This window comes from Caldiplasma sukawensis (assembly GCF_052315375.1).
GTDB lineage: Archaea > Thermoplasmatota > Thermoplasmata > Thermoplasmatales > Thermoplasmataceae > Cuniculiplasma.
This window is the reverse complement of sequence record NZ_JBLSDG010000001.1, coordinates 135,311-159,552: the sequence shown is the minus strand read 5'-3', so window position 1 is coordinate 159,552 and position 24,242 is coordinate 135,311. Positions and strand designations below refer to the sequence as shown.

Here is a 24,242-nt window from a genome sequence, read left to right as displayed (position 1 = left end):
ATCTTGTAATACACCTTAAATGCCCTCTGAACCGGAGAAAAAATATTTTAAATGCAACCCTGAAGAAAGGGCAGCTTTTGAACTTGGAATTAAACTTTCAACCATACATCATCAATTTATAGGTATGCCTTTCAGAAACTCATCCAGATATGAGGTTGCAAAATTAATCGAAGAAAGTATATCGTCTCAACCCTATGTTGAATATGTAAAAGTTGAGATACTGGAAAGTGAAGAAAACGGATATGGTTATTCTACAATTGACCATAAAAACCTTAAGGCAGAGGTGAGAATTAACTATAATGGAATCATAAGAGTAGGCAAATTGTCTTGGATAGGTGAACTATCATATCCGCTTATGTATATGGAGGTAGAATAATGGCTGTAAAGGTTACAATAACAGGTCCCGTGGGAAATTTAAAAACTGAAACGCTGATGAAAATAATAGATATGCTCAGGGAAAATGGGAAGGAAGTACAGGGATTGCTTATGAATGAAATAACAGAAAAGGGGAAGGTGAGAGGATATTCCATTTACGATATATATTCCAAGAGAAGAGTAAATTTTGCAGATATCCAGATTGTTTCCAGGACAAAAATTGAGAAAATTGGTGTTGATTCAAAACTCTTGGATGAGGTTCTCATACCTTCCCTTGAGAGAGCCAGAGAAAATGCGGATGTAATTGTAATAGATGAAATAGGAAAATTGGATCACCTTTCAAAGGGGTCTCAGGATGAGATAGAAAAAACCCTGAAATCGAATAAGCCTCTATTAATGACAATACATAAGAAATCAAGAAATCCAGTTCTTCAGGAAATAAGAGCCCTGGAGGATGTCAGGGTTTTTGATGTTACCCCAATAAATAAAAATATTCTGCCCTACAGAATAATGAAAGTTTTATTAGGGGAGGATGGTGATTTATAAAATATATGGAGGGATCAGTAACAATAGAGACTGATAAAATAAATCAAGCTGGTCCCGGAAAACCTTTCCCTGGTTTTATTAATGCTGAACAGAGACTTAACAGGGATTCCACAGTAGCCTTCTGTTTGAATTCTGATATCAAGACATATTTTGACGGCTTCTCAGCAAGTGGAATAAGGGCTTTAAGGATTGCGAAAGAAACAACCATAAAACCTATTGCTGCAGAAATTAATCAAAAGGCTTATAATATTTTACTGCAAAATATGAAATATAACAATGTGGACTTTGAAACTCATAATGATAGTTTTGAAAGCATTATCTCCAACTATCATTTTGATTTTATAGACGTTGATCCATATGGATCGGTAATTCCATATATCGACATTTCCCTGAGATTTGTAAAAAATCACAAATACGTGGCTTTTACGGCTACTGATCTTAGTGTTCTTACAGGTTCAGTGGAGAAAAAAAACAGGATTGTTTATGGAACAAAAATTCCAGATAACAATTTCAGACATGAGGCGGGAGTGAGAAGTCTCATAGGAAATATTGCCAAAAGGGCAATTTCACTGGAATCAGGTATTAAGGTGGAGATGGCTTTCTGGCATTCCCACTATTACAGGGTTGTATTAAGTGTTCATAGAGGCTACGAGAATGCAATAAAAACTGAAAACTTAATTGGATACTTCAATCCGAGGACTATAGATCAATTTTATGAGGATGACCATTACGGACCTTTATGGATGGGTAAACTTGAAAATAAAAACTTAAAAATTAAACCTGAAAATGTCGACGAGAAAAATTGGGAATTTTTGAGTTCTTTGCAAAATGAGGATCTTTCACTTTTCTTTATTGACGTGGAAAGAACATTTTCCATCAGAGGAAGAAATTTGCCCTCAATGAAAAAAATCAGAGAGATTTGCCACAAACATAATTTGAAATTATCAAGAACTCATTTCTCAGTCACAGGAATTAAATCTGTAAATCTGGGAGAAACTAATCAGATTCTACTTGAAAGTATAAAATAAAAAATTGATCTGATTAGATAAGGATAAATAAATATTAGAATTGAGGTCTAAAATGAATCCGGTATTAAGGCTTTTCAGGCCGGTCAATGGGATTATGGCAATATTTGGAACCGTAATATCATCCATAATTGCCTCAGGCCTTATTGTTCTGAATTCTTATTGGATATTGATAACAGGATCAATGTGTGCATTTCTAGTCCTCAGTGGGGGAAATATGCTTAACGATCTGCTAGATGCTGAAACTGATAAGATAAACCACCCTGAGAGACCAATACCAAGCGGAAAAATTAAGAAAGAAACTGTTAAAATAATGTTTGTTTCAACCTTCATAATTGCGGAGGTCCTGGCACTTTTATTTTTAAATTTTTACGCTTTCCTTGTTGTTACCTTTGCAATAATTCTACTGGTTACTTATGAAACAAGGGCAAAATATACGGGTTTACCTGGAAATATAATAGTAAGTGTGCTAATTGGAATGCTATTTATTTTTGGAGGTACACTTTTCCTTAAAATTGATAGAACTATCCCAATGTTTTTACTTGCAACTTTTTCAAACGTTTCCAGGGAACTTATAAAAGATACAGAAGATATGGAAGGGGATAAGGATAGAAAGACCTTTCCCATTACCCATGGAAGAAAAACTGCACTGAATCTTTCCACAATATTTATAGCATTAACCGTATCAATTTCTTTTGTTCCGTATATTTTGAAAATTTTTTCTTTCTATTATCTAATCCCATTATCAATATGTGACGCCCTGTTCATAATGACTGGAATAATCCAGTACAAAAGTGAGAAGAAGGGACAGAACCTTTCAAAACTATCAATGATAATGGGTCTCATATCTTTTACTGTAGGTGGTCTGACTTGAATGTATTGAAAAACATAGAGGATAAATGCGGAAAAATTCCACAGCATATGACTTTGATAGATCCTGCAACATCTGGTTCAGAAAAAAGTGCCTTTATAGCATCAGAAGCTGAGAGGGCTGGCACAGATTACATACTAATAGGCGGTAGCACAGATATAGGTATGGAACTTATGGAAAAAACCATCTCTCTAATAAAAGAGAAACTGAATATTCCAGTCCTAATATTTCCAGGTTCTGCAAAAATGATTGCAAGAAATGCAGATGCACTTTTATTCATGTCTCTTTTAAATTCCTCAGATCCGGAGTTTATAATATGGCATCAAAAGGAAGCTGCTTTTCATGTTAAAATGTTCGGAATCGAAACCATTTCAATGGGATATATTGTGGTAGAGCCAGGGATGACTGTTGGAAGGGTAGGAAAGGCAATGCTTATTGGGGAGAAAAATATGCAGGAAGCACCAAAGTATGCACTTGCTGCTGAACTTCTAGGAATGAAAATGATATATCTAGAGGCTGGCAGTGGAGCACATAAACCGGTTCCCACTGAAATGATTAAAATGGTGAAGGAAGCAATTTCCATACCTTTAATTGTTGGGGGCGGTATTCGAACAGAAATGGCTGCAGAGAAAGCAGTTAAATCAGGTGCTGACATAATTGTTACTGGAACAATAGCTGAAAAATCTGAAAACGTTTTCAGGGATTTACATCCAATCATAAGGAAAATAAAAATGATCCAAAGGTAAAGTAATTTTAATATAAACACAATATGGTGTTAAGATGGTCAGGATCAGAATTGAAATCAGTTATAATCAAGGGGTTGAAGACCCTGAGGCTTCCACGTTAAGGCATAACCTGGACATCCTCGGTTTCAACGATATTGATGAATTGAAGATTTTAAAGGTATATGATCTGGAATTTTCTCAGGATATTGAAACAGCAATGAAATCAGCAAAGATGATAGCAGAAAACATTCTGATTAATCCTGTTATTAACAATTATAAGATCCTGATTTTGGAAGAGAAGTGAAAAAGCAAATGCCATCGACTGAAAGTTTTTACAATCAGATTAACATTATTGGAAAAAATGAATTAGAACTCATGGAAATCAATAACATTATGAGATTGGGTCTCTCAGTCGAGGAGATGATAAGATTAAGAAATTATTTTGAAAAATTAGGTAGAGAGCCTACAGAAACTGAACTTCAGGCAATGGGTCAGGCATGGAGTGAACATTGCTGTTATAAATCTTCAAAATTCTACCTTAAAAAATTTTTTTCTGGATTCAGAACGGAAGATGTCATTCTTGCAATGGAGGACGATGCAGGCATAATGAAGGTTAGTGATGATCTTGCCTATGCAGTTAAAATGGAAAGCCATAATCACCCAAGTGCTGTTGAACCATATGGAGGAGCTGCAACTGGTGTTGGTGGTATAATAAGAGATGTTCTATGTATGGGTGCACAGCCTATTGCTTTAATTGATTCTCTTTACCTTGGTAATGGAAAAAATAAAAAAAGAAAATCATTTCTTAATTTCAAGTTCATAAATGAAAATGTGGTTGGGGGAATAAGGGATTATGGGAACAGAGTTGGAATACCAACCATTGCGGGAAGTCTTTGGTTTTCTGAGCACTTTGATGGAATCCCACTTGTAAATGCAGGTTGTCTTGGAATAATGAAAATAAATGATCTTTGTAGAAGCAGGGTTGGAGGAGTTGGTGAGATACTCATACTTGCAGGAGGAAGAACAGGAAGAGACGGAATACATGGTGTAAATTTCGCCTCAAGGGGTTTGATTGAAGATAATGAAAACAGAAAGGCTGTTCAGTTAGGTAATCCAATAGTCAAAGAGCCATTAATTCATGCAATTCTTGAGGCAAATCAGGAGAAATTGATCAGTGGAATGAAGGATCTTGGTGGGGGAGGTCTTTCAAGTGCTTCTGGTGAAATGTGCCTTTCAGGTAATACAGGTGCAGAAATTGATCTATCAAAGGTTATTTTGAAAGAGAAAGATATGGAACCCTGGGAAATCTGGATAAGTGAAAGCCAAGAAAGAATGCTTTTGAGCGTTAAAGTGGAAAATGTGGAAAGAATAAGGGAAATTTTTGAAAACTGGGGCATTGAATATTCAGTCATAGGAAAAACAGTTTCTGGAGAAAGAATGAAACTTTTTTACAATGACAGAATAGTTATGGATCTTTCTTTGAGATTTCTTACGGAGGGGCCGGTTTATGCAAGGCCTTACATTCAAAAGTTTAGTGATGAATACAAGATTTTCAACATAATTAATGATCCTGCTGATTGGAATGGGGCACTTTTATCTGTTATTGGAGATTCAAACGTGGGAAGCAGAGCCAAAGTCATAAGGCAGTATGATCACACAGTACGTGGTGATACTGTATTACCACCATTGTCAGGATTTCCAAATAGAGAAACACATTCAGATTCCAGTGCAATTATTGTTGATCGTGAATCAAGGATCTCCATAGGTGTGAGTTCATCTTCCTCAGTTAATTTTACATCAATTCACCCGTATAATGGTACTCTCTTGTCTGTATGCAGAGTTTACAGAAATCTAATATGTGGAGGATTCAAGCCCCATGCAATAATTGATTCGATTAATTTTGGAGATCCTGAGAATATGCTGATTATGGGAGAGATTGTGAATTCTATCAAAGCTATCTCAGATTTTTCAAAAATTGCTTCGATCCCTGTAATTTCCGGAAATGTAAGTCTTTACAATAAAATTGATAATGAAAACATTCCAGCTGTTCCTAATGTATTGATGACAGGTGTGCTTAAGGGAAGATATCCAAACTCCCCAGAGTTTAAAGAAGAGGGAAATTCCATTTATTTTGTGGGTTCAGGATTTACTGATCTTTCAGGAAGCTTTTACTCAATAATAAATAAAATAGGTTCAGAATACGTTGATAAACCGGATATTAACTCACTTATAAAAATCTCAAACCTTATATTAGAAGGGCTTGAAAGAGAATTGATCCTATCTGTCCACGATGTTTCACAGGGTGGTTTGGGTGTTGCCATAGTTGAAATGTCACTTGGATTAAATCTTGGTGCAGACATAGATCTGACCAATGTTTCAAATTCTCCATTCATCGTAAAACTATTTTCTGAAAATGGAAATGGTTATGTGCTGGAGGTTAGAAAAAATGATGAGGAAAATCTCATTAATCTTTTTAAGGGATTTAATTGCGTTAAGATTGGATATGTTGGTGGTGAAATGCTCAATATTAAAAATAATGGAAAATGTTATATTAGTCTAAAAATAGAAGAATTGAGAAAACATTTTGATAATGCACTGGATACTGTTTTATGAATTCTGATATTGTAAAGAAAACAAGGTATATAAATGAAAAAAATGTTACAGTTGATCTTTCATACAGACTAAATTTTGATGGAACAAGATCCTGTGGTCAGATATCTGTTTTTATGGGAAAAACTAGGAATGATGAGAATTTTGAGATATATTCGGAACTTCTTGAATGTGGATTAAACAGAAACGATCTGGATAAAAGGTTTCAAAAAGTTGTGGATGAAATAATAGAGGGTAAAATTGATGTTGAACTTTAATCGAAAACTATCTCCAGCTCATCTCCGTCATTTATTTTAAGATATTCTCTCAGGTAAATACCAGATATTATCTCCACAACATCATTATAAACAGATCTAACAGGAAATATGGCCCCGCATTTTATCCCATTTATTTTGCAAGATAAAGCTTTGACTTCACCAAATGTTCGATTCTCTTCGCTGAAACCTTCTATAATAATACCTGGTTTTTCTCTTATTTCTCTCAAATATTTTTCATCGGTGGGCAAAACTTTTATGTTTAATGTTCCAGGATAGCATTTAATTCCAAGTTTATCATAAAATTGATTGTAGTAACCACTTTTTGAAATGTAGTATTTTCCCTCTCCAAGCCCTGAAAAAACTGTCCCTCTTATGGATATCTTGTGATCAAGATCAAGCAATTCTTTCAACGTCTCTAATTCTTTGTAAATTATGGAAAATCCTTTATCAGTAATTTCGATTTCCTGATTTTTTGTTCCTACATACCTCTTGATCAACTGTAGTTTTTCCATTTCTATGAGATATCTAGAGGCTGACTGTTGACTTATACCCAAATGTTTTGAAAGTTCCTTTGAGCTAATTCTTATTTTATTTTGTTTAGCTTTAACTTCTATCAGGGTCTTTAATATCTTATAAATTTTACATTCCTCAGAAATGTGATGTGTTTTCATCTGTACCATACCAATCTCCGTCCGTCCTCAATTTTCATAACCTTCACTCCCTTCTCTCTTGCAGTGATAGCAAGATCACGATCCATAGTCATAAGAATTGCGTTCTTCTCCAGACAGTAGTCCAGTATACATTTATCTCCCTTACCTTCAATTTTAATTCTTTTTAGCCATTCATATTCTTTTAGTGCTATTGAAGCAAAGTTGTTTTTGAGTGAAAGGGATCTCAACTCATGTTCCACACATTCCAGCATAACTGGATCGAAGGAAAAGGATGAATTGTAAACAACGTCCTTAAGATGAATTCTTTTTTCCACAGAATATAGAAAAATATTGGTGTCTATTACAAGTTCACTCATCTTCCTTCTCTGCAATTGCAATTTTATCCCTAATTTTCTTTATTCTTACTTTTACTTTTTGACCTTTTTTAACCCCAGGTATAATAACAGTGTATTCATGGAAGTGAGCCCTACCCTCTCCGGATGACCCAAGAGAATCAACTGTTACAGTATATGTCTTACCTTCCTCAAGATCTTCCCTGTATACGGTAAGTTCTCTTGAGGGGTTTATGGGATGAGTCGCACCGCAGGCCTTACAGACTATAAGGCTTACCCTTTTCTCCTTAAGTATTTCAGTATCTGGTGAATTGCACTCATAGCATCTAACATAGACATTGAGATAATCATCAATCTTTTCCATGAATTCTTCTTCTGTTATTTTTCTGTTTATTATGAGTCTGCGGCCGTCTATGACCATTCCCACTCCAAAAGCCTTTGTGAGGTATTTCATTATATCCTTTGGGTCCCTATTAATGAGCTCAACCATATCCATAAAATTTCTTACAATTGAGGATTTACCATCCTCTATTATTATTGCTTTTGGTATCTTCAACCTCTCCTGATTCATAGTTGCCATTGAAAGTATGTCTGATGTTCTTTCCAGTAATTTATCATATTCATCAAATTCCATAATTCATAATGTTTAATTGGTATAAAAGGTTGGAACCATCAGTTTTCATTAGATAAATGATCAACTTTTTTACTTTTAAAAAAATACACTTTGAATGAATTCAAATTTTGAGCTGATTAATACAGAAAGGAAATTGAAGGATCAGTTTGAATTTATAAATGAATACTGGGAAAATAATAATATTCCTGAGAAGGCAATGAAGAAAAATTCCGGTAAAGAAAAATTCATTTTCCTCGAGGGGCCACCTACGGCAAACGGCCTACCACACGTAGGCCATGCACTTACAAGGACAGTTAAGGATACAGTTTTAAGATACAAAACCATGAAGGGGTATGATGTCACAGGAAGAAATGCAGGCTGGGATTGCCATGGTCTTCCAGTTGAACTGGAAGCAGAGAAAAAATTAGGTCTCAAATCAAAGAAAGATATAGTTGATTTTGGTATAGAAAAATTTAACCAGTATTGTAGAGAAAGTGTTTTTCAATATATAGATCAATGGTTAAAAATGGATAAGAAGATTGGTTTCTGGATTGATCATGAAAATGCCTATATTACAATGAGAAATGAATATATTGAAAGTGAATGGTGGGCTCTGAAAAATATGTATTTAAATGGTACATTATACAAGGATTTCAGGATTTCACCCTATTGTCCCAGATGCGGAACAACTTTGAGTTCACATGAACTGGCACAGGGTTACAAAGATGTAAAGGATCTTTCTGTGTATGCAAAATTCAGAATTGAAAATGAAAATGCATCTTTTCTTGCATGGACCACAACACCATGGACCCTTCCTTCAAATATGTTTCTTTGCGTGAACGAAAATTATGATTATACATATGTGGAATTCAATGGAGAAAATTATGTAGTTGCAGATGCCCTTGTTGGAAAAATTTTTCAAAAAAATTACAGAAAATTGAAAACCATCAAAGGAAAGGAATTGCTTAACAAAAAATACACAAGACCAGTGAATTTCATACCTCTGCCTGAAAATTCAGGTTTTGTTGTTCATGGAGACCATGTGAATCTGCAGGAGGGTACAGGAATAGTTCATACGGCCCCTGCATTTGGTCAGGATGATTTTACTACAGGAAAAAAATATACAAAAGACATGATAAATCCTGTTGATCTGACAGGTAAGTTTAATGATTCCAGACTACCATGGAATGGGATTTTTGTAAAGGATGCAGACGTTGAGATAGTAAAATATCTCAAGGAAAATAATCTGGCTTTAAGAAGTGAAAGATTTGAGCATTCCTACCCTTTCTGCTACAGATGTGATACGCCTCTTTTGTACTACCCAATAGATGCATGGTTCATAAGAACATCCGCTTTTACAAAGCCTCTCATTGATAATAATGAGAAGGTTAACTGGGTACCAGATCACCTTAAGCATGGTAGATTTGGTAATTTCATTGAAGATGTTAAGGACTGGAATCTTTCAAGAAACAGGTACTGGGGAACACCGCTTCCAATCTGGACCTGCAGCAATGGTCATATGCAGGCTGTTGGTTCCATCGAGGAACTTGAAAAACTCTCTGGATCAAAAGCTCCATCTGATATACACAGGCCTTACATAGATGAAATAAGGATCAGATGCAGTGAGTGTGGAAACCAGATGGAAAGGGAACCCTATGTAATTGACACATGGTTCGATTCCGGAAGTGCTAATTATGCCTCTGTACATTATCCATTTAAAAATGTTCAGCCAAATGTTCCAGTTTCTTTTATAACAGAGGCAATTGACCAGACAAGAGGGTGGTTTTATGTTCAGCATGCTGTTTCTACCATTCTTTTCAACAAGAATGCCTATGATAATGTCTTCTGTGTTGAATTTATTTTAGACGAGAATGGAAAGAAAATGTCAAAAAGTAAGGGAAATGGAGTTTTGGCACTTGATCTTCTTGATCAGTTTGGGGCAGATCAGGTAAGATTGTTTTTCTTTTCATCACCTCCATGGAAACCAAAGCCACTTCTTACAAGAATTATCAGAGAAAAGGAATCAAAGATACTGCTAACCCTGATCAATGTTTACAATTTCTTTGCAAACAATGCCAATCTTGATAATTTCGAAAGAAAATATTCATCCAGTACAAAAAACAGACTTGATAAATGGATAATGTCATCCCTCAATACACTGATAGAAAAATGCACATCAAATATGGATCGGTATGAGATACATGAAGCAGAAAGAGATATAGAGGAATTTATATACAAACTTTCCAACTTTTACCTGAGACTTTCAAGAAGGAGATTTTGGGACGAAAACACTGATAAGAGAGATAAGGAAGATGGATACGCCGTTCTGTACACCGTTTTAACAACAGTGTGCAAATTATTGGCACCCATTGCCCCATTCACTAGTGAACTGCTTTATATGAAACTCACAAATGATGGAACTTCTGTTCATCTTCAGGATTACCCTATTTCTGATGAAAATTTGATAAACAAAGAAATAGAAATAGAAATAGACCTAGAAGAGCAGATTCTTGAGACAACCAGAAGACTCAGGCAGGAAAATAATGTGAAGGGAAGACAACCTGTAAAAGAAATATTAATTTACAGTGAGAAGAGGATAAATGTAAATGACATAAAGGATGAGTTAAATGCTAGAACTGTTAGATTCATAAGTAAAGAGGAAAGACCATTAAAAATTTCCATAATACCATCAATTCCAAAGGCTGCCCCGGTTTTAAAAAACAGAATACCTGATTTTATAAGGTTTATTGATGAAATTAATAAAGAAGGAAAACAGGTAGAACTTATTTCAAAGAATATGAAATTTGGAGATATGGAAGTTTCTGATGAGTGGTTCGAGATAATTGAAGAAAATCTTAAGGGATATGTTTCCCAGAAAGAAAAAGATTTTCAGATTTTTATAAACCTTGAGATGGACAGTGATCTTGAACTGGAGGGCATTACCAGAGATATAATAAGAAGAATTCAGGTGATGAGGAAGGATATGAACCTTGAATATTATGAAGAGGTAGAAACCGAAATTTCAGGCGATGATAAAATAATAGAAAGTGTTATTAAATATGAGGATAAAATCAAGAGGGAAACATTGAGCAGGAAGATATCAACTGGAATCCTGAGTGATGAAAAAAAGGATGGTAAAATGTGGGAGATAGAGGATCACAGGGTTTTAATTTGTCTCAGAAGGATCAAAGAAAGTGCTCCCAACCCCTAAAATTAATTTTATTCCAGCGTTCTCCATCAAAGAGCAAATTGTCCCCATCCCAAATATCACCAATATAACTTATTTTTATATTTTCATCCTCCATTTTTGTTACGAATTTAGAATAATCCTCCTGCTCTATTGTGAAAAGAAGTTCATAATCACCTCCGTAATTTATTATTTCCATCTCTTCCTTTCCTGTAATTTTTTTTGCCTTACCAACTTCCGGAGAAAGGGGAATCTGATCCTTGATAATTCTGAAACCAAAACCGTAATCCCTTTTCATTTGATATATTGCCCCGAATAAACCGTCAGAAAGATCCATCATAAATCTTGCCCCTGAATCTGCAATTTTAATGCCTTCATTTACTCTTGGAATTATATCAATTATATTTTTTCCATTTTTAACCTTGTCCACTCCCATGGAATACAAGAGGTAGGATGCTCCCTTTGATCCTAATTGATTTGTGACACAAAGTACCTGGCCTTTTTTTATGTTCGAACGAAATGTTACTCCATTTTTTTTTCTGTTACCTATACAAATTCCGGTAAAGATGGTTGAGTCTCCACTCTTTGTATCACCTCCAATGTAATCTGTGGTAAATTTTTCCAGAGTATGGTGAAGACCTTCTACGAATTCCTTAATATAATATGTGTCTGTGTTTTTTCCTATAACATAAGATGCCATGAATGATTCCGGAGTGGCCCCCATCGCAGCAATATCGCTCAAGTTTATTGAACCAAAAAACTTTCCAGCTTCATATGGGCTGCATACATCAGGAATATGTGTTTTCAATGTTATTGAGTCTGTTGTGATAAATATATATTCATCCTTTCTTTCCAACCATGAACAGTCATCTTTTGGTTCCTTAACAAAACCCTTTGAATATATGAGGTCTATAAGTTCTCTTTCTGATAATTTTCCATTGGAGGTCAAATCCACAATTCACCCTTGGAAACTTTTGTTATAAATCCATCAAAATCGGTGTTCATTGAGAGGGAACCTTCAGTTTCTAAAAACTGAAAATAATCCCATTTGTCTGCGCTATTATAATAATTTTCTAAACTTGAAAAATCCTGAGAAAGGGATGTATTGAAAATCAACGAAAGAAGGTTTTGGTCTGGTTTTCTGTTGTGGGCCCCTCTAAGGGAATTACCGCCAGTTGGATAGCTTACCACATTAAAGCCCTGAGATGATGTTTCAATCAGCACTTTTGCAACACTCCATAACCATGGAGGTCTGTATTGTCCTTTTTTCCAGAGATATTCAACATAGGTATTCTTTTGTATGTTCATTGGATTAATGGAAACATCATCAGAGTATGGAGAACAATCCTCAACAGAGTTAATAGCGTCCTTTATTGCCTCTTTTTCACTTATAAATGGTGGTTTTAAAAGAAGGTATGATCTAACCTCAAGCCCCATCCTCCTAACAATAGTTGCTGCATCCCTAAATTTTTTAAAATTTGTCCCCTTATTTACTGAATCTTTAAGAATAATGTCATTGGAAGATTCAACTCCTATTGCAATTCTCGTTTTAATTCCAGAACCTTTAAATGGTATCAGATTCTTTTCTGTGATATACTCAGTTCTTGATTCCACAAGAAGAGTATCAATTCTACCCTTCATCTGTTCCATGAAATAATGAAAAACGTTCCAGTTTACCTCCCTCTTGTCTAGGAAACTACCGGAGGTGAATACCTTAAGAACCCTAACCTGCCCAATAAAGTCCACTAAAGCATCGATTTGATTCCTTATATTATTTTCAGTTACATTTTCACTCACGTCATTAAAATATCCACACATGGAACATGAGGAGAAATCATACCAGGAACATCCACGTGTCCTGAATATGACCACTGCGGTATCCTCAGCATAACCATTTATTCTATCTTTTTCAACCCACATTGATACTGGACGATTATTATCCAACCCTTCCTTTTTGGAAGGCATCATTTTCTTAATTTTATTGGCAAACTCTCTGTTAAGCATTACCCTTCTGTATCCTGGCTGCATTCATAATCTTATGCAATTTAAAGAAATAATTTTAAACAGGTAATTAATCCCCTCTAGATTTCATGGGCAGTATAAGATCGACTTATGTTAAAAAGACGGCAATAATGCTGGTAAAGGAAAAACCTGAACTGTTTGGAGAAAACTTCCATAAAAACAGAGAGATAGTTGTACAGGTAGTTGAGAATGCGTCTAAAAGAGATATTAACCTTATAACGGGATACGTAACAAGGTATAATATAAAAAATAGGCACCGCAAAGAGAAAGAAGCAGAATTTACTGGTCAGGCTCCGGAAGAAGAAGTAGCTGAATAAAATATTTATTTTTCAGATTTTTCAGAACTTTTTTCTTCTTCTTTAGCGGAAACAACTGTAACAGGTATTGTTGAGATTTTAATCAATTCAGAGCTTACCGATCCCAGAATAAATTTACTTAAACCTCCAAGTTTTCTGGTACCTGTTACTATTAGATCCGCACTGTCATTTTTTGCAGTTGAATAAATTGTTTGTGCAACAGATTCTCCTCTTGATTCTATTTCTTCAAATTTCCATTCAAAATCCACTTCTGACATTAATTTCCCCACACTTTCCTTTACCTTCTTCCCGAAATCTATTTCGCCTGTGATGGCAGGTTGTGGTATTGCAGTATCCATTGCACTAACAACATTCTGAAGAGACTGGTAAACATAGATTATTCTTAGTGAATCTATTGAGTTTTTCATTTTTTTAACAAAAGCCAAAGCTTCCTGTGCACTAGGGGAGTTGTCATAAGCTAGTACTATTCTCATCAAAATAAAAAACTGAATTATTATTTAAATTTTTTCAAATGATTTTATCCAATTCAAATATAATAGATTTAAAAGAAAAACTTATTTTCCGAACCAGAAATGTTTTGTCTCCTGACTGTTACCCATCATTTTCTCTAGCATTTCCCTCTCATCTTTTGAGATCTTTTTTGGAACAATCAGCTTAGCAACAACTATAAGATCACCGCTGCCTCTTCCTCTTGGATTGGGAAATCCTTTTCCTTTTACAGAAATTGTATCATTGGGCTGAGTTCCTGGAGGTATCCTTACATCGATATTTTCCCTGAAATATGAAATTTTCTTGGTTGTGCCTAATACTGCTTCGGGATAAGATATCTCTGTTGTTACCACAAGATTGTTTCCACTCCTCTGAATATTTTTTTCAGGTGTAACATGCACCTTCACATATAGGTCGCCAGTCTGTCCGTTAATACTATCGCCCAATCCTCTTATTAAAACGTTTGTTTCACTCATTATACCTGCAGGTATATCTATCTCCCTTTCCTCATAAATATTCTTGGTACCAGAACCGTGACATACCCCACATTTTTCAGATCCCACATATCCCTTTCCATTACAAGTTCTGCAGGTGATCACATTCATCATTCTGAACACACCTGACTGCTGAACTATCCTTTCCTGACCTGACCCTCTACATGTTGGACATGTTTGAGTTCTTCCACCTGAATAGCCTGTTCCCCTGCAGGCATCGCATGAGACTGTCCTTTTGTATCTTACTGGTTTTTTTGTTCCGTAATATGATTCTTCTAGTGATATTGTTAAATTAAGTGATAGATCGAGATTGGAGGATCTTCTTCCACCAAAGGATGATCCAAATCCTCCTCCAGTGAAATTTCTGAATATTTCATCGAACAGATCTGAAAAATCTGACTGATGGGTAAAATCGTTCCATGTAAAATCTGAACCTCCTGATCCAAAATTCACCTGGCCGGTACTATCATAAATTTTCCTCTTGTTTTCATCTGAAAGAACTTCGTATGCTTCGTTGATATCCTTAAACTTTTCTTCAGCTTCCTTTCTGTTGTTTGGATTCAAATCTGGGTGCCACTTTTTGGCAAGTTCTCTGTAAGCCTTCTTAATTTGCTCAAGAGATGCATCTTTTGGGACACCCAGTATTGAATAATAGTCTTTTGCCAAATCTACTCTCCCGATTAATTATTTGAATTTGTTTCTGTATTTTCATCCCCAGAGTTAGAGTTCCCCTCTGAATTACCTGTTTCCTGGCTTTCGTTTCCCTGCTCATTTGGAGATTGTTGCTGATACATTGCAGCTCCGATCTTCTGTATCTTTTCCATGAGTTCTTTGTAATATTTGTCTATTTCCTCAACGTTTTTGGATTGAATTGATGCTTTTAGTTTATCAATGGTCTCCTGTGCTTCTTTTCTATCCTCCTCCTTTATCTTATCCTTATTATCTTGTAGTGTTTTTTCAGAAGTGTATACCAATGTTTCAGCAGTGTTAATTTTTTCTATCTCTTCTCTCCTCTTTTTATCCTCCTCAGCATACTGTTCTGCTTCTTTCTTCATCTTTTCGATCTGTTCCTTTGACAACTTTGTTTTGCTTTCAATAGAAATTGATTGTGACTTGTTTGTGGCCTTATCTTTTGCAGTTACCTTAACTATACCATTTGAGTCAATGTCAAATGTAACTTCTATTTGTGGGATTCCCCTTGGTGCTGGAGGTATTCCCTCTAGATTGAACATACCCAGTGAAACATTGTCTTTTGCCATGGTTCTTTCCCCCTGAACCACATGGATTGTAACAACTGTTTGACCATCTGCTGCTGTTGTGAATACCTGACTTTTGCTTATTGGGATCGGAGTATTAGCTGGAATTATGGGAGTTGTAATTCCACCCAAAGTTTCTATTCCCAGGGTAAGAGGAGTGACATCCACAAGAACAATGTTGTTTCCTGTTTCTCCAGATAATACACCTCCCTGTATTGCAGCGCCTATTGCAACGCATTCCATAGGATCTACTCCACCCTCTGGTTTTTTGCCAAAGTAATCTTCTATGTATTTTCTTACATATGGAATTCTGGTAGGCCCACCCACCAGTATAATCTTATCTATCTGAGATTTGGACATTCCAGCTTCCTCTATTGCCTTGTCCAGTGATTGCTTTGATTTTCCAATTATTGGAGCAATTAGTTCCTCAAGTTTGGCTCTGGTCAATGTCATATCTATATGTTTAGGTTCATTATTTACTACAGTAATATAAGGAAGGTTGATCTGAGTCTCGTATGTTGAAGAAAGTTCTATTTTAGCCTTTTCTGCAGCATCCTTCAGTCTTATGAACGCCTTGGAATCTTTTGATAGATCTACCCCCTCTTTCTTCTTGAATTCAGAAACTATATAATTTATGATGGCTTCATCCATATCAGTTCCACCAAGGTGGGTATCTCCTGATGTGGATTTTACAGTAAATACGCCCTCGGCAAATTCCATAATTGTAACATCAAGTGTTCCACCACCTAGATCGTAAACAAGAATTGTCATGTTTTTATCCTGTTTGTCAAGTCCGTAGGCAAATGAGGCTGCTGTTGGTTCGTTTAGTATTCTTCTCACGTTAAGCCCTGCTATTGTACCTGCATCCTTTGTGGCTTCTCTTTGATTGTTATCGAAATATGCAGGAACCGTAATTACGGCGTCAGTGACTGGTTCACCCAAAAATGCCTCTGCATCTCTCTTAATTTTCTGAAGAATAAACGCAGAAATCTGTTGAGGTGTGAATTCTTTTCCGTAAACTTTGAATTTGTAATCTGTTCCCATTTTTCTTTTTGCCGCGTAAATTGTGCCCTCAGGATTTAAAAGTGCCTGCCTTCTTGCAGGTTCTCCTACCAAGAGCTGTCCATCTTTGGTGAATGCAACGTAACTTGGGAATGATTTACCCCCAATTGAAACTCCCTCAGCACTTGGAATTACAGTTGGCTTTCCGTTCAGCATCACTGCTGCTGCTGAATTACTCGTACCCAGATCTATTCCTATTATTTTTCCCATATCTATCACTCCTTTTTACTAACAATTACCTTTGCGGTTCTTAAAACGCTTCCATTTATTGTGTATCCCTTTTGAAGTTCCTTCACAACAATGTTGTCATCCTGGCCTTCTACAACACCAACCACTTCATGGTAATCAAGATTTAACTTTTCACCCTCCGATTTGATCTCTGAGAAACCATATTTGTTCAACGTTCCTAGGATGGTTTTTCTAATACTCTCGTAGGTCGACTTTTCCTTACCACTCAATATGGCTGCATCAAGACTGTCCAGAATAGGCAAAAAAGATTTAAGCATATCAGCAACCGTTTTGTTTTTTTCAACCTCGTTTTGTTTTTCTGTGATCCTTAGATAATTTTGCAGGTTAACAATGCTCTCTGTTAGTTTTTTGTTCCTGTCTTTCAGTTCCTCTATGGATTCCCCTTCTATATTCACCCTATGCATCGTTTTTCTTCTCTTTGATTTCTCCATTTCATCATCCAGTGGATTTATGAAGCGGTATAGATTTTTGTTGTATATAGGCATTCGGTTGTAAATCTGTTCTTCATTATAAATTTTACGAAAAATTCTCTCTATGAAAATATTTATTTCTTGAGCATTGATCACTTTCCATTGAAGGATTATTATGATATACTAGGAGTTTCACATTCCGCTTCAACTGATGAGATAAAGGCTTCCTACAGAAAACTTATAAGAAAATGGCATCCAGATTTGAATAAAGAGGACAGAGATATATCTGAAATAATGACAAAAAACATTAATGAAGCCTTTGAAGTACTTTCAAACCCTGAAAAAAGAATTGCTTATGATAGGGAGAATAAAAAAACCCAATGGACTATAAATGAAGCAAAATTCAAAGATGTGAAGAGGGAAACAGTAATAATAAATCCAACGAAAACGAAGAGAAAGAAAAATGATTTTGAAACTGAAATTAACAGGAAATGGTCTGATTATCTTATGAATTATATTTCAAGGCATAAATGGGCTGAAAGAATATTTGATTCACTGAATGAAGATGAAAAAATAAGATTTTTTTCAGGAAATGCTTCGATTGATGAAATTTTTTCTTTTTACGTAAAACTTGAGATAGGGAAAACAAGGTTAGGATTTAAAAGCCCATATTTCAATGAGAAGTTACTGTTGAACAAACTGGAAAACTATGAGAAAGAAAAAGGGTATCAGAGAGGTATTGTTGAGATTTCAGGAATGGAGATGATTTTGCAAGTATATTACAGAATAAAGGCAGGCGTTTTTGATGGTACCGGTTATCCGGATAATTTCAATAAAACTTTAGTAAAATTATACAGAATTCATAAATATCTCATAAGGAACCCTGAGGGTTTTTTTCAATCTTTGATCAAATTTGGGGTAACAAAAAAAGAGTACGATGAAATGGAGAAACTACTGGAGGTATAATTTTGGAAAATAGTAAAGGAAATCCATTCTTTCATTCTATAAATTTTAACTGGGTCTATTTCATTTTATTATATTCATCCATATTCGTTTTTTCAATTTTGATTTCATTTTCTGAATTTCAACTGATAAACATTGAGTTATTTTTATTACCAGTCTTAATCATTTTTTTGATCGATTTATATTCTTTCAAGGCAACAGAGATACAAGGTAGAATACAGTTTTTTTTGTTTTTCCTCATTTTATTAATACTTGTATATAACTTAGTTTACAATTCAAATCATTTTTTCGATTTTCTTCAGAATTATCTTGTAATCGCATTACTTTTTGTTGTACCATTAAGCAGGTTTGCAGGATCTGGAATTCCTGCGTCTTCACTTAATGAAGATGATGATAAAGAAAGATTCAGAAATATATTAAATGATCTTGAATACATCAGACCACCGAATTAGACTATACCCAGTTGCCTTAACGCATTCATTCCACCTTCTATGTTTGTAACATTAAATCCCAGATCAGACAGAACAATGGTTGCATAAAAGCTCCTGTTCCCATGTTCGCAGACCACGGCATATTTTTTATTTTTTTCAAGCTCATCATGTTTTACAGAAATAAGTTCCTCAAGTGGAATTAATAAAGCTCCATCTATTGTGCCACTACTCCATTCATAAGGTTCTCTAACATCGATTACCGTGAATTCATCCTGCCTGTTCATGAATTCATTAGGGGATATCATTCCAAATTTTACTTCTTCTCCTTTATTATCCATGTCACTGTACTTAAATACATCAATCCTGCTTCCTATTGTTCCAATATTTTTGAGAATTTTTTCCCCATCGTTGTCATTTTTTACAATTATGCATATTTTCCCTTTTTTTGGCTTAAGAAATGAAATTATCTCATTGTACCATGATCCATGATCGTTAAATGGAGCGAAAACCGAACCTCTTATGTGACCATTCATATAATCAGAAAGAGGCCTGCAATCTACAATTTCGGAATAATTATCTCTAGAAAAATTAACCATTACGGAAAAAGTAAAGAAATATATTTAAATTTTTTCTCTAAAACATCTTTTTCTTTATTGCACCATTAATTTTCTTTGCTAATTCATCGTTTACTTCAGTTATGTTGTGCTCTTTTGCTGCGTGCTCTTTTATTTTAGGCATTAGCTCATCCACAGACTTCCCTGATGCTTCAAACCCGCAGTTCTGACCAATATCTGCACATCTAAAAGTATATTTTGCCATAATGTATTAATTAATAAAAGTATATTAATTTTATTATTTTTAAATTTATAAGTTTTTCTTGTAGAAAAATTTCCAGTAAATTATTGCAAATACAGCAATTACCAATACTGCAACTGATGCAATTATTAATTCCGAGTAATTTGATCCTGAATTATATTTGATGTTTGTAAAAGTTAATGTAATGGTTTGGTTTAAAGAATTAACTGTGACATTTCCATAGATATTTTTGTATCCCTCAGAATATGCTGAATATGAATAGCTTCCATTGCTAACCGTGATGTTTATTGAATTAGATTTTGTTGTATAGTTTTGTCCATTTATATTAACGCTCCAGCTTGCTCCTGGTGTTAGGTTTAATTCAACAAACATTATATTATATTGATTTTTAGTGTTATTTTGTTCATTACTTTTATAACCGCTGATTATTGATATTGCCCCAAATACAGGATGAGAGTAGTAAATTAGAGAGTTTGATGGATTATACAATAATATGTGCTCAACTGCAGTGGAGTTGAAACATATGTAAGATGAGATATTCTTTGAGGTTAAATTTATTGCCAGAACCCCTCCCGCTCCCTGACTCAAACCATTACTTGATATAATTGGGCCCCCTGAAACGTAAAGATATGAATTGTTTAAATCATATGCAAGTTCTACTGGGATAAAATCTTTAAATTCTTGTTGGCATAATGAAAAATTCAATATGTAACTTATGTTATTTCCCTTAATTGAAAAGATAGCATTATTGCCTGCCGCGATTGTTTCATTAAGGGAGTAAGAGTATATCATTGAATTTATATTTGGAGTGGTCAATGTTTTAACTACACTACTGTTGTTTAAGTATGTGATAAAATATTTTGTAATTGTTTTCCCATTTAATTCTCTTGTATCATTTTTAGTAAATATTTCAATTTCATTAGTTTTTTCATTGTATACCATCGAACTTGGAGATCCACCTATTTTTATAAAGCTATAACTTAAATTATAAGGATTTATTGACATTACAAAATCGTTCTCAAGTGATACATATATATACCCGGTCTCGCTATTTACTGCAATTCCACATAATTCTGGATAAACACTTGTGTCATTTTTAATAACAATTTGCTTATTTTTAATCATTGCTATGACCATACTATCATTGTAAGAGCCGATCACAGCCACCTCCTGATCATAATTATCATAAGCCATCTTGTCTATGGTGAAATTCAATGTAACATTACCATCAATTTCATTATTTGGCCCTATAAGTGAAATTGAACCGTCATAAAGGTTTGCCACATATATCTGTTTGTTTGAACTATCATATGCCATTGCTTGTGTAAAGAATCCAATAACCACTGTTTTTGTAAAATTAAATTTATATATTATTGTTAAAGTTGAATTTACAGAATTCAATGCGAATATATAGGGCCCATAGATCTCAAGTTTATTTATAATAGATCCAGTTTTAACCTCCTTTGATAAATTTAAACCGCTTGTGACCATTATATTGGAAGAGTTTACGCTGTAAATCTCATTGTAGTAAGGATCATAAACTAAATTTGTTCCAGCTACAGATGCTGCTTTTGATATGTTTCCAATGAACGAATTATCTGCTGTATTTAAAACGGTTATGTTATTATTATTTGAAATGTAAATATAATCATTCCTGTAATCCAATACACCATATGTTAAACATATAGAGTATGGAAGGGTTATTGTTTTTAAATGGCCATCTGTCAGGTTGTAAATATAAGTTTCATTTTGCTGAAATATGTAAACTATGTTATTTTGATAATCATAGGTGATATATGGGGAGGCTCCAAACGAGTTTTGTTTATTTTCTATTGAATTTATAAATTTTAATTTATTCGATTGTGTGTTATAGCAAAACAATGAAATATTGTAATTAATGGAACATTCTGATACAATATAAAAATTACCGGTAATGTTGTCAAATGACATGGCAATTGGTTTAAATGAATTGCTTGTGAAATTGTATGATCCTATGATATGATCGTTTTGACCAATAACTTTCATGTCTAATCCCGTTAATATATATAAATTACTGTTTAAATTATCCATTTCCATGCTTAAGATATAATTGTCCATATCTTTCAAGGAAAATTCTGAAATTACCTTGCCTAAAGATATGTTTACTGCAAAAATATATTGATTAGTTGCAACATAAAGAAGATTGTTTGATGAATCATATGATTCATAAAATGGTGAAAAACCGTCAAGCAAATTAACCCTTCCATTCAAAAGTGTTCCATTGTTCAATGAGAGCGTGTCCAGAATTTTCATTGTTTCATTACTCATTCCCAAATATGCATTTTTTACAACCACATTTTGAGAAATTTTATTATGATTAATTGAGGGTTGTGTGATTATCAATCCACCTGCAACTAAGAGAAATATTGCTGCCAGAATAATTAACTTTTTAAACACGGGGGCTCATTTTATTCAAATATATAAAGATATTTTTTAAAAAAATTTTAAAATAATTTTAAAGATTTTCTTTCACTAATCTCTTTTAAAATTGCATCGATGAATTGACCTTTGTTCATTTCAATATTTTTACCGGAATGATCCCTAACCGTTACTGTTCCATTCTCTTTCTCTTTTTCGCCTATTATTAGATAATAAGATGGTTTTTTTGGATTAGACATTTTTATTTTCTTAGATACTGACTGGTTATCATTATCAATAAAAACCCTCACCCCATGACTGCGAAGTTCCCTGTAAATATCCATTGAGTATTCCATGGCATTTTCTGAAACTGGAATTTCATAAACCTGTATTGGTGATAACCAAGTTGGAAGATGGCCCTCGGTGCTTTCTAATAATATAACCATGAGTCTTTCAATGGAACCGTAAATTGCCCTATGTATCATAACAGGAATTTCCTTCTGGCTGTTTTCATTTATGAAGTAGAGCTCGAATGCCCTTGGCATGAAGAAATCCACTTGTACAGTTGACAGTTGCCATGATCTTCCAATAGCGTCCTTCACATGAACATCAATTTTAGGACCGTAAAAGGCTGCCTCCCCTGGAAATTCCCCAAATTCCTTACCCAGGCTTTTCAAAGATTCTCTTAACTGTTCTGTTGCATCGTCCCACAGAGTAAAATCAGGCAAAAGTTCACTTCCTCCGCATCTTTCACATGTTGCAATAGTTTGCTCAGCAGATGCCCGCCTCGGTTCATTAACATGACCACATTTATTGCATTTGTATTCCAATAGATAATTTTCTGGATTATTTTTATCTATAACGGAAAGATCATATTTCATTTCAATTTCACCAAATATGGTTTCAAATGCTATCTTCATCATTTCAAGGATTTTTTTTATCTCCTCCCCAATCTGATCTCTGCGAAGAATTCCGTGACCATCGTCAATTGTAAATGTTCTTGGCCTTGATAAGCCACCCACTTCACCACTCTTCTCATATCTGTAAACTGTTCCAAATTCGCTATACTTTACTGGGAGGTCCCTGTAACTGTGAGCGTAGTTTTTGTAAATTGTGATGTGCCCTGGACAGTTCATTGGCTTTAGCGCATATGAAACCCCATCGCTTAAAGTGAAAAGAAACATATCATCCTTGTATTTCGCATAATGTCCTGAAATTTTCCACATCAAATCTTTGAATATATGTGGAGTGTAAACTTCATTCCATCCATACTTCTCATTTATTTCTCGCATAAATCTGATCAACTCGTTTCTTATCACTGTGCCGTTTGGCGAAAATAAAGGCAACCCCGGAGCAACATCTGAATTGAAAACGAAAAGTTCCATTTCAGACCCTATTTTCCTATGATCCCTTTTTGCGGCTTCTTCTCTGTTTTTAAGATACTCCTCCAGTGATTTTTTGTCTGGGAAAATCGTTCCATAAATTCTTACCAATTTTTCTCTATTCCTATCTCCAAGATAATTTGTTGATGCTATATTTAAGAGTCTGAAGTGTTTAAGATATGATGTATTTGGTACATGAGGTCCCATACAAAAATCAACAAAATCTCCCTGTCTGTAAATTGTGGAACCTTGATTGACATTTTTTTCAATTTTATCCAACTTAAACTGGTTATCTTTAAAAATATCCTCAAGATCCTTTTTATTATGATATTCTTTTACAATTGGAATTTTTTTTTCTGAAAGCTCCTTCATTTTATCTTCTATTTTTTTAAGGACTTCCTCATCTGGAAATGGCATCATTATATCATAATAGAAACCTTCTTCCGTTACCGGTCCTGCATTTGGTTTGGCCTCCGGGTATAGCTCTTTCACAGCATGTGCTAAAAGGTGGGCAGCGGAGTGCCTAATAATTTTCAAACCTTCATCATCGGTCATCAATACCGGTTCAACCATTAAATCATACTCCGGTACGTCCTGTAAGTCAAATAGTTTGCCTTGGATCTTTACTGCTACAAGACCTTTTATATCCAATTGCTTTATGAATGGGATGCCAGCTTTTACTTTAACATTTTCCACGGACATTTTCCCTCAATCCTTATGCTCAATATAAATATTTTAGACT

25 protein-coding genes are annotated in these 24,242 nt (G+C 34.6%); 12 read left to right on the top strand and 13 right to left on the bottom strand.

Going from position 1 to position 24,242, the window contains the following annotated elements; translation table 11 throughout:
- The first annotated feature begins 19 nt into the window (after window positions 1-19).
- From ACNF4Z_RS00815 to ACNF4Z_RS00780, 8 genes are read left to right on the top strand one after another with little or no spacing between them, the layout of a single operon-like run.
- Window positions 20-376 (top strand): dihydroneopterin aldolase family protein, encoded by a 357-nt coding sequence (locus tag ACNF4Z_RS00815; RefSeq protein WP_458327341.1) that lies wholly within the window; start codon window positions 20-22, stop codon window positions 374-376.
- Window positions 376-921 (top strand): NTPase, encoded by a 546-nt coding sequence (locus ACNF4Z_RS00810; RefSeq protein WP_458327340.1) that lies wholly within the window; start codon window positions 376-378, stop codon window positions 919-921. The genes ACNF4Z_RS00815 and ACNF4Z_RS00810 overlap by 1 nt, the downstream gene beginning before the upstream one ends.
- Window positions 922-926: 5 nt before the next feature.
- Window positions 927-1,949 (top strand): hypothetical protein, encoded by a 1,023-nt coding sequence (locus ACNF4Z_RS00805; RefSeq protein ID WP_458327339.1) that lies wholly within the window; start codon window positions 927-929, stop codon window positions 1,947-1,949.
- A 52-nt stretch (window positions 1,950-2,001) separates the two neighbouring features.
- Window positions 2,002-2,820 carry a UbiA family prenyltransferase gene (locus ACNF4Z_RS00800; RefSeq protein WP_458327338.1) on the top strand — a complete coding sequence of 273 codons (819 nt, stop codon included), beginning with the start codon at window positions 2,002-2,004 and terminating at the stop codon, window positions 2,818-2,820.
- Window positions 2,817-3,563, top strand: coding sequence for a phosphoglycerol geranylgeranyltransferase (locus tag ACNF4Z_RS00795; protein ID WP_458327337.1), 747 nt, complete (start codon window positions 2,817-2,819; stop codon window positions 3,561-3,563). The genes ACNF4Z_RS00800 and ACNF4Z_RS00795 overlap by 4 nt, the downstream gene beginning before the upstream one ends.
- Window positions 3,564-3,597: 34 nt before the next feature.
- A complete protein-coding gene (gene purS, locus ACNF4Z_RS00790) occupies window positions 3,598-3,846 on the top strand; it encodes a phosphoribosylformylglycinamidine synthase subunit PurS (protein WP_458327336.1) in 249 nt (82 codons plus the stop codon).
- 8 nt (window positions 3,847-3,854) lie between these two features.
- Window positions 3,855-6,155, top strand: a complete 2,301-nt coding sequence (gene purL / locus ACNF4Z_RS00785; protein ID WP_458327335.1) for a phosphoribosylformylglycinamidine synthase subunit PurL — start codon at window positions 3,855-3,857, stop codon at window positions 6,153-6,155.
- Window positions 6,152-6,409, top strand: coding sequence for a hypothetical protein (locus tag ACNF4Z_RS00780; protein ID WP_458327334.1), 258 nt, complete (start codon window positions 6,152-6,154; stop codon window positions 6,407-6,409). The genes purL and ACNF4Z_RS00780 overlap by 4 nt, the downstream gene beginning before the upstream one ends.
- Here the strand turns inward: ACNF4Z_RS00780 and ACNF4Z_RS00775 are convergent.
- From ACNF4Z_RS00775 to ACNF4Z_RS00765, 3 genes are read right to left on the bottom strand one after another with little or no spacing between them, the layout of a single operon-like run.
- Window positions 6,406-7,089, bottom strand: coding sequence for a DUF120 domain-containing protein (locus ACNF4Z_RS00775; RefSeq protein WP_458327333.1), 684 nt, complete (start codon window positions 7,087-7,089; stop codon window positions 6,406-6,408). The two genes, ACNF4Z_RS00780 and ACNF4Z_RS00775, sit on opposite strands and share 4 nt — an antisense overlap.
- On the bottom strand, window positions 7,077-7,436 hold the full coding sequence (locus ACNF4Z_RS00770; RefSeq protein ID WP_458327332.1) for a hypothetical protein: 360 nt from the start codon (window positions 7,434-7,436) through the stop codon (window positions 7,077-7,079). Before ACNF4Z_RS00770 ends, ACNF4Z_RS00775 begins: the two co-directional genes overlap by 13 nt.
- Window positions 7,429-8,046, bottom strand: a complete 618-nt coding sequence (locus ACNF4Z_RS00765; protein WP_458327331.1) for a translation initiation factor IF-2 subunit beta — start codon at window positions 8,044-8,046, stop codon at window positions 7,429-7,431. The genes ACNF4Z_RS00770 and ACNF4Z_RS00765 overlap by 8 nt, the downstream gene beginning before the upstream one ends.
- Before the next feature lie 94 nt (window positions 8,047-8,140).
- On the opposite strand from ACNF4Z_RS00765, the gene ileS reads away from it, so the two are divergent.
- On the top strand, window positions 8,141-11,236 hold the full coding sequence (gene ileS / locus ACNF4Z_RS00760) for an isoleucine--tRNA ligase (protein WP_458327330.1): 3,096 nt from the start codon (window positions 8,141-8,143) through the stop codon (window positions 11,234-11,236).
- Here ileS and thiL read toward each other — a convergent pair.
- The gene (thiL, locus tag ACNF4Z_RS00755) at window positions 11,211-12,167 is read right to left on the bottom strand and encodes a thiamine-phosphate kinase (RefSeq protein ID WP_458327329.1); all 957 of its coding nucleotides are present in this window, start codon (window positions 12,165-12,167) and stop codon (window positions 11,211-11,213) included. The genes ileS and thiL overlap by 26 nt on opposite strands.
- A complete protein-coding gene (locus ACNF4Z_RS00750) occupies window positions 12,158-13,240 on the bottom strand; it encodes an archaeosine biosynthesis radical SAM protein RaSEA (RefSeq protein WP_458327328.1) in 1,083 nt (360 codons plus the stop codon). The genes thiL and ACNF4Z_RS00750 overlap by 10 nt, the downstream gene beginning before the upstream one ends.
- Before the next feature lie 62 nt (window positions 13,241-13,302).
- Here ACNF4Z_RS00750 and ACNF4Z_RS00745 point away from each other — a divergent pair, with 62 nt between their 5' ends.
- Window positions 13,303-13,551: a 30S ribosomal protein S17e gene (locus ACNF4Z_RS00745; protein ID WP_458327327.1), complete on the top strand. Its 249-nt coding sequence runs from the start codon at window positions 13,303-13,305 to the stop codon at window positions 13,549-13,551.
- A gap of 5 nt (window positions 13,552-13,556) precedes the next feature.
- On the opposite strand, the gene ACNF4Z_RS00740 is transcribed toward ACNF4Z_RS00745, so the two are convergent.
- From ACNF4Z_RS00740 to ACNF4Z_RS00725, 4 genes are all read right to left on the bottom strand, one after another.
- Window positions 13,557-14,024, bottom strand: a complete 468-nt coding sequence (locus ACNF4Z_RS00740; RefSeq protein WP_458327326.1) for a universal stress protein — start codon at window positions 14,022-14,024, stop codon at window positions 13,557-13,559.
- 81 nt (window positions 14,025-14,105) lie between these two features.
- Window positions 14,106-15,200: a DnaJ C-terminal domain-containing protein gene (locus ACNF4Z_RS00735; RefSeq protein WP_458327325.1), complete on the bottom strand. Its 1,095-nt coding sequence runs from the start codon at window positions 15,198-15,200 to the stop codon at window positions 14,106-14,108.
- Window positions 15,201-15,214: 14 nt separating this feature from the next.
- Entirely contained in the window at window positions 15,215-17,062 is a 1,848-nt protein-coding gene (gene dnaK / locus ACNF4Z_RS00730; RefSeq protein ID WP_458327324.1) for a molecular chaperone DnaK, read from the bottom strand.
- A gap of 5 nt (window positions 17,063-17,067) precedes the next feature.
- Window positions 17,068-17,586 (bottom strand): nucleotide exchange factor GrpE, encoded by a 519-nt coding sequence (locus ACNF4Z_RS00725; RefSeq protein ID WP_458327323.1) that lies wholly within the window; start codon window positions 17,584-17,586, stop codon window positions 17,068-17,070.
- A gap of 87 nt (window positions 17,587-17,673) precedes the next feature.
- Between ACNF4Z_RS00725 and ACNF4Z_RS00720 the strand changes: the two genes are divergently transcribed.
- Both ACNF4Z_RS00720 and ACNF4Z_RS00715 read left to right on the top strand, forming a co-directional pair.
- The gene (locus tag ACNF4Z_RS00720; RefSeq protein WP_458327322.1) at window positions 17,674-18,477 is read left to right on the top strand and encodes a J domain-containing protein; all 804 of its coding nucleotides are present in this window, start codon (window positions 17,674-17,676) and stop codon (window positions 18,475-18,477) included.
- Between the two features lie 167 nt (window positions 18,478-18,644).
- Entirely contained in the window at window positions 18,645-18,926 is a 282-nt protein-coding gene (locus tag ACNF4Z_RS00715; protein WP_458327321.1) for a hypothetical protein, read from the top strand.
- On the opposite strand, the gene ACNF4Z_RS00710 is transcribed toward ACNF4Z_RS00715, so the two are convergent.
- Genes ACNF4Z_RS00710 through ACNF4Z_RS00695 form a run of 4 tightly spaced genes read right to left on the bottom strand, consistent with a single transcriptional unit; the run spans window position 18,923 to window position 24,202 of the window.
- Complete coding sequence (locus ACNF4Z_RS00710) at window positions 18,923-19,501, bottom strand: rhodanese-like domain-containing protein (RefSeq protein ID WP_458327320.1); 579 nt, start codon at window positions 19,499-19,501, stop codon at window positions 18,923-18,925. The genes ACNF4Z_RS00715 and ACNF4Z_RS00710 overlap by 4 nt on opposite strands.
- Window positions 19,502-19,538: 37 nt before the next feature.
- Window positions 19,539-19,724, bottom strand: coding sequence for a DUF1059 domain-containing protein (locus ACNF4Z_RS00705; RefSeq protein ID WP_458327319.1), 186 nt, complete (start codon window positions 19,722-19,724; stop codon window positions 19,539-19,541).
- Between the two features lie 45 nt (window positions 19,725-19,769).
- Complete coding sequence (locus tag ACNF4Z_RS00700; RefSeq protein ID WP_458327318.1) at window positions 19,770-22,157, bottom strand: YncE family protein; 2,388 nt, start codon at window positions 22,155-22,157, stop codon at window positions 19,770-19,772.
- A gap of 47 nt (window positions 22,158-22,204) precedes the next feature.
- Entirely contained in the window at window positions 22,205-24,202 is a 1,998-nt protein-coding gene (locus ACNF4Z_RS00695) for a threonine--tRNA ligase (protein WP_458327317.1), read from the bottom strand.
- Window positions 24,203-24,242 lie beyond the last annotated feature (40 nt).

Coding starts and splice junctions, on each gene's coding strand:
- purL (WP_458327335.1), top strand. CDS start 3,855: ATGCCATCGACTGAAAGTTTTTACAATCAGATTAACATTATTGGAAAA.
- ACNF4Z_RS00745 (WP_458327327.1), top strand. CDS start 13,303: ATGGGCAGTATAAGATCGACTTATGTTAAAAAGACGGCAATAATGCTG.
- ACNF4Z_RS00805 (WP_458327339.1), top strand. CDS start 927: ATGGAGGGATCAGTAACAATAGAGACTGATAAAATAAATCAAGCTGGT.
- ACNF4Z_RS00710 (WP_458327320.1), bottom strand. CDS start 19,501: ATGGTTAATTTTTCTAGAGATAATTATTCCGAAATTGTAGATTGCAGG.
- ACNF4Z_RS00770 (WP_458327332.1), bottom strand. CDS start 7,436: ATGAGTGAACTTGTAATAGACACCAATATTTTTCTATATTCTGTGGAA.
- ACNF4Z_RS00705 (WP_458327319.1), bottom strand. CDS start 19,724: ATGGCAAAATATACTTTTAGATGTGCAGATATTGGTCAGAACTGCGGG.
- ACNF4Z_RS00810 (WP_458327340.1), top strand. CDS start 376: ATGGCTGTAAAGGTTACAATAACAGGTCCCGTGGGAAATTTAAAAACT.
- dnaK (WP_458327324.1), bottom strand. CDS start 17,062: ATGGGAAAAATAATAGGAATAGATCTGGGTACGAGTAATTCAGCAGCA.
- ACNF4Z_RS00800 (WP_458327338.1), top strand. CDS start 2,002: ATGAATCCGGTATTAAGGCTTTTCAGGCCGGTCAATGGGATTATGGCA.
- ACNF4Z_RS00815 (WP_458327341.1), top strand. CDS start 20: ATGCCCTCTGAACCGGAGAAAAAATATTTTAAATGCAACCCTGAAGAA.
- purS (WP_458327336.1), top strand. CDS start 3,598: ATGGTCAGGATCAGAATTGAAATCAGTTATAATCAAGGGGTTGAAGAC.
- ileS (WP_458327330.1), top strand. CDS start 8,141: ATGAATTCAAATTTTGAGCTGATTAATACAGAAAGGAAATTGAAGGAT.
- ACNF4Z_RS00765 (WP_458327331.1), bottom strand. CDS start 8,046: ATGGAATTTGATGAATATGATAAATTACTGGAAAGAACATCAGACATA.
- ACNF4Z_RS00695 (WP_458327317.1), bottom strand. CDS start 24,202: ATGTCCGTGGAAAATGTTAAAGTAAAAGCTGGCATCCCATTCATAAAG.
- ACNF4Z_RS00725 (WP_458327323.1), bottom strand. CDS start 17,586: ATGCCTATATACAACAAAAATCTATACCGCTTCATAAATCCACTGGAT.
- ACNF4Z_RS00740 (WP_458327326.1), bottom strand. CDS start 14,024: ATGAGAATAGTACTAGCTTATGACAACTCCCCTAGTGCACAGGAAGCT.
- ACNF4Z_RS00780 (WP_458327334.1), top strand. CDS start 6,152: ATGAATTCTGATATTGTAAAGAAAACAAGGTATATAAATGAAAAAAAT.
- ACNF4Z_RS00750 (WP_458327328.1), bottom strand. CDS start 13,240: ATGCAGCCAGGATACAGAAGGGTAATGCTTAACAGAGAGTTTGCCAAT.
- ACNF4Z_RS00775 (WP_458327333.1), bottom strand. CDS start 7,089: ATGGTACAGATGAAAACACATCACATTTCTGAGGAATGTAAAATTTAT.